Source organism: Anaerovibrio sp., assembly GCF_051866355.1.
GTDB lineage: Bacteria > Bacillota > Negativicutes > Selenomonadales > Selenomonadaceae > Anaerovibrio.
In genome coordinates, this window is record NZ_JBJDWZ010000004.1 from 1 (window position 1) to 5,221 (window position 5,221).

Annotated in this window: 3 protein-coding genes; all 3 read right to left on the bottom strand. The window is 54.9% G+C overall.

The genetic code is table 11. The annotated features are described in order from the left end of the window. Positions 1–71: 71 nt before the first annotated feature. Genes ACI3UA_RS00180 through ACI3UA_RS00190 form a run of 3 tightly spaced genes read right to left on the bottom strand, consistent with a single transcriptional unit; the run spans position 72 to position 5,158 of the window. A complete protein-coding gene (locus ACI3UA_RS00180) occupies positions 72–2,414 on the bottom strand; it encodes an FAD-dependent oxidoreductase (RefSeq protein WP_439722809.1) in 2,343 nt (780 codons plus the stop codon). Positions 2,415–2,432: 18 nt separating this feature from the next. Then, on the bottom strand, positions 2,433–4,064 hold the full coding sequence (locus ACI3UA_RS00185) for a glutamate synthase-related protein (protein ID WP_439722810.1): 1,632 nt from the start codon (positions 4,062–4,064) through the stop codon (positions 2,433–2,435). Next, positions 4,052–5,158, bottom strand: a complete 1,107-nt coding sequence (locus ACI3UA_RS00190) for a glutamate synthase (protein WP_439722811.1) — start codon at positions 5,156–5,158, stop codon at positions 4,052–4,054. The genes ACI3UA_RS00185 and ACI3UA_RS00190 overlap by 13 nt, the downstream gene beginning before the upstream one ends. Positions 5,159–5,221 lie beyond the last annotated feature (63 nt).

Genomic DNA, 5,221 nt, shown 5'->3' on the forward strand with positions numbered 1-5,221 from the left:
GGAAACAGCCCCGACATGCACATAGCACATCGGGGCTGTTCCTGTGTATTGGACAAGAATGAGAAAAAATCTTATTTCTTGTTGTAGGTACGATACATCTTGATAGGCTCAGGATTGTCGCTGATGCTCCAGACACCGCAAGGGCAGACACCGGCGCAGATACCACAGCCGATACACTTCTTCGGGTCGGATACATAGGTCCAGGAGCCGTCCTCACTGGCGATACGGCTGATGGCCTTCTCCGGGCAGGACTCAAGGCACATCTTGCAGTCACGGCAGGTACCGCAGCTTACGCAACGCGCATGGTCGTCAGCAGGCTCGCCCAGGCTGCAATGATGGCACTTGGCAAAGTACGCCTTGCTGAGACGCTCAGCCGGAATTTTTACCTTCTCAGGGAACGGCACATACTCGGCACCATTCACATACTGGTCAGCATAGTAGGCGGCCTTGATGCCGTCACCGATGGCATCGGTCAGACGGCCCGGCTTGATTACGTCACCGGCGGCAAATACACCCGGCAGGATGGACTTGTCCTTGCCGGCAATCAGCCAGCTACCACGGAATTTCTGAATGGATTCATCATCAGGGAGATAATCCAGTACAGGCTCCTCACCGATGGACACAATAACCTCGTCCGCCGGGATGAAGCGCCCGTCATTGGCATAGACGCCCTCCTCGGTAATCTTATCAGTGAAGAAAGGCCATACCAGCTTGCCGCCGCGGCTCTCAACGTACTCAATCTCATCCTCGAAGGCCGCCGGCTTCTGCACATCCACAGCCACTACGGACTCAGCGCCCATGTCATAGGCGGCACGGCAGGTATCCATGCCGGAGTTGCCGCAGCCGATAACTACCACGCGCTTGCCAACCTTTGGATTTTCACCTGCATTAACCTTCTTCAGGAAATCCAGTCCCATGGTCAGGCGTTCCTTGCCCTCCCAGTTGAAGAAGCGGGACTTGTGACCGCCGGTGGCAACTACCACGGCATCATTTGCCTGCTGAATCTCCGCAAACTTCGCCTTGTCAACCTTGCAGGAGGTGACGAACTTCACGCCGATATCCTCGATGCGCTTCAGCTCGCTTACCAGCACATCGTGCATCAGGCGGCCACGCGGAATAACCTGCTCCAGCTTGCCGCCGATGTGCTCTGCATCGTCATAGACAGTAACGGTGTGGCCCTTGCGCCTGAGCTGCCATGCGGCGGACAGGCCTGCCATACCGCCGCCGATGATGCCGATTTTCTTGCCGGTCTCATTGGCTGGCGGAGCAACCTTCTGATAAGCGGACAGCCAGCCCAGGTTGCCAATCTGAATAGGCTCGTCAATGCCGCCGCGGGTACAGCCATCCATACATGGATTCGGGCAGACACTGCCGCAGACAGAGCCAGGGAACGGCGTGTACTCCAGCTCCAGGTCAATTGCCTCCTGCAGCTTGCCCTGACGGATAAGGTTGTAGCGCTTCTGGGTAGGAATGCCGGTAGGACAGCTGAACTCGCACGGAGCGTTGTACTTGGCATTGTCCCAGCTAGGTACGCGCAATCTATAAAGGCCATTGGAAATGGTGTTGTGAACTGCAAAATCATCCATGGCAACATCGCTGAAAATGCCGCCCTTTACCCACTCATTGGCACGGAAATCCTTCATGGAAACCTTGCTGCCCGGCTTGGCAGTCTTTTCCTCAAAGGTGAGAGGGCGCAGCTTCTTCCACTGGCTCCAGTCGGAAAGCTCGGCCTTCAGCTCGGTGCGCTGGATTTTCTCCAGAAACTCATCCATGCCGCCAGCCAAAAAGTCAATATCCTCCTGCTCCAGATCCAGATAGCGGATGTCGGACGGATAGCTGCTGATAGGGCCGCGGACATAAACCACGCCGCCTACCATGCCCACGCAGGCACGCTCGCCCAGCACGGAGGCAAACTCCTCGCAGTCATAGCCGCAGACAACGGCACGGCCGCCGCCCATGAACTCAAAGGAGAAGGAACCGGTATTTTTCAAAATCCACAGCTCCGGCTCCTCATACAGAGGGTCGTGCTTCATCAGGGAACCACTGCGGGTACCGGCACGGCCGCCGATGAAAATCTTGCCGCCTGCGGAGCAGTGACCGGCAGTATCACCGGCATCCCCCCGGACGGTAATCACACCGCCGGCATTCAGCCAGCCCACATCGGCAGAAGTGGAATCCTCCACAAAAATCTCGGTATTCGGCAGGCACATGGAGCCTACGCGCTGACCGGCATTAGTTACATGAAAAACCAGCTTCTTGCCATCGGCATTCCACAACGGGCCGCCGATGTCGTGCTGACCGGAGGCATGAATACTGAACTCGGTCTCGCCGGAGCGAACCGCAGCCTCAATCGCCAGCAGCAAATCCTGGGTGGACATACGATCATGTCCCTTAATAGTTTCTATCTCAAACATTCCGTATTTCCTCCCTTATCAGCATACATACTGGATGCCCAGCTTGTCAGCAATAGCCTTGTCAGTAGAAACCAGAGCATCACTACGGCCAACAGGAATAGAGCTGTTGCCGATAGGAGCCATGAGCTTCTTCAGCTCGGAGTCAAATGCCAGTACATAATCAACAATCTTCTGTGCGCCCTTGTCAATGTCAAGACGCTTAACCAGACGAGGATCCTGGGTGCAGATACCCATCGGGCACTTGCCTGTGTTGCAGGCGTTGCAGCGTCCCTGCTCGTTGCCTACGCAGCCCAAAAGCTGGATAAGCACCTTGCCCACGAATACGCCGTTGGCACCGAGGCACATCATCTTGAAGGCATCAGCAGCCGCGTTGCCGGTCATGCCGATACCGCCGCCGCCGTAGAGAGGAATCTGTCCCTGCAGGCCCTGCTTGACAGCGGCCAGATAGCAGTCACGAATCTTGGAAACAACAGGATGGCCGGTATGGTCGAGGGAAACCTCGTTGGCAGCACCGGTACCGCCCTGAATACCGTCGATAAAGAAGCCGCCGCAAATCTTGTACGGATCGCGGAGCAGGTTGTTGTACACGGATACGGAAGTGGCGGAAGCCGCACACTTGATGGCTACCGGTACACGGAAGCCGAAGGCCGCATTCAGGGACAGATGCATCTTCTGCACGGACTCCTCGATGGAGTACAGGCCCTGATGGTTTGGCGGCGAGGAAAGGGTTGCCTTTGGTACGCCGCGGATTGCCTGCACATGCTCGGCTACCTTGGCTGCCGGCAGAAGGCCGCCGTCACCCGGCTTTGCACCCTGGCCGATTTTAATCAGCACACCGGCAGGGTCAGTCACCATATGCGGAATGGCCTTGATGATACGGTTCCAGCCGAAGTGGCCGGAAGCAATCTGCAGAATGAAATATTTGAGATAATCAGACTCCATCAGCTTTACAGGCATACCGCCCTCACCGGAGCTCATGCGTACCGGCAGGCCGCACTTCTCGTTGAGGTATGCACATGCCAGTGCCACAGCCTCCCAGGCACGGGTGGACAGGGCGCCGATGGACATATCGGAGAAAATCAAAGGATAAATCCAGTTTACAGGCGGTGTCTTTTCAGCCATAACCATTTTGCCGTTTTCCAGCTTGAATGGCAGCTCCTTGGCAGACAGCACGCGGCCAAACGGGGAACGGATATCAAAGGTATGACGCGCCGAGTCCAAAGACGGGTCCGTCATCTGGGAAATACGGCCAACGATGATGCTGTCCAGAGTCCTCTGGGCATTCAGGTTGGTACGTCCGCCGCGCTTGATAGGGCCTGCATCCTTGGAGAGCAGGGTCTTGCGGCTGTCAATATTCCTGACAGGGCGGATGGCGTTGTTCGGGCACACCTTCTCGCACATGCCGCAGCCACGGCAGAAATCAGTCAGGCTTGCCACCTGCTTGATAATAGGACGGGCAATGTGGCGATGCTCCGGCACCGGCTGGCTGTCGGTGGAAACCACGATGGACTGAGCCTGGGTTTCTACCTTGATAGCCTTGAAGGAGCAGGCAGCAACACAGCTGCCGCACATTGTACATCTATCTGCATGATATTCTATTTTCCAGGCAAGATCGTTTACGGAAACGTCCTGTGTCTTTACTGCTTCCATCTCTGTACCTCCAGCTCATTGTCGATTACAATAACCTCACGCTCATTCGGATAAATATCCTTGGTCATATCGCGGTCAGGCATAATCTCGTTCAGGCCGCAGACCTCGGAGGCGATTGCTACAGTGTTTTCGTCCTGACCGATAACTACCGGACGCAGCTTCTTGGAGTCGCAGCAGGTAATCATGCGGTTGTCAGGCAATGTTGCGATAATGGTGTTCGGGCCATTAATCTCAAGATGTGCCAATGACTGACGGATGGCGGTCAGCACATCCTTGTCCTCGCGCTTTTCGATTTCCTCGAAAGGCAGCGGCGTAATGACATGCTTGTAGTAATTAATCGGCCACTTCAGCTCATGGAGTACATAGTGAAGGGTATAGAGGAAGCACTGGGAGTCGGACTCAAAGCCGATGTAGCCCCTGTGCAGGGATTTCTGGAACTCCTTGTTCTTGGTGTAGAAGGTGTTCTCGCCGTTGGCGCACAGGGTATAGCCCTGCAGGAAGAAAGGATGCGCCGCATAGCGGACAATATCATAGTTGGTATTCTGGCGGCACTGCACCACAATATTCTTGGCGGACAGGCAGCCGTTGTCCTCCCACAGATGGAAATAGGTGGCAATATCCCTCGGATCGCCGATTTCCTTCAAGGTCAGCACATCAGGCCAGAAGGAATACACAAAGCCCTCGCCGGAATTCTCCAGAAGCTCACGCAGTGCCAGACGGGTATTCAGGAGCATGTCCTCCTTCTCCTTCTGGCTCAGCTCGTTGTAATGCTCCGGATAATCATAGTTTCTGAACACATAGTACGGCATAGCCTGAATGTCCAGTCCCGGCTGCTTGTTCGGCACAGGAATCCACTCAGCCAGCTGCACAAAGTTGTGGCTGTCCATGTATTCCTCTACCATCTGGTTGCCCTTCTGGGTGCAGGCCATAGACAGCAAAGGCTTATCCTTGTAGGTAGAAAAAATACCATACAGGTCCTGCATAACCATGGCAAAGCCAGAATTATCGTGGCCCTCCTGCTGTGGCAGCATCAAATGCAGAGCCTTGGACGGATGAACAGGCACCTTGCTTTTGATAGAACCAATTCTACACATATTAACACTCCTCCAATACACACAAATACAATAAAGTTGTTATCAACCATTGAATAGCTTCTA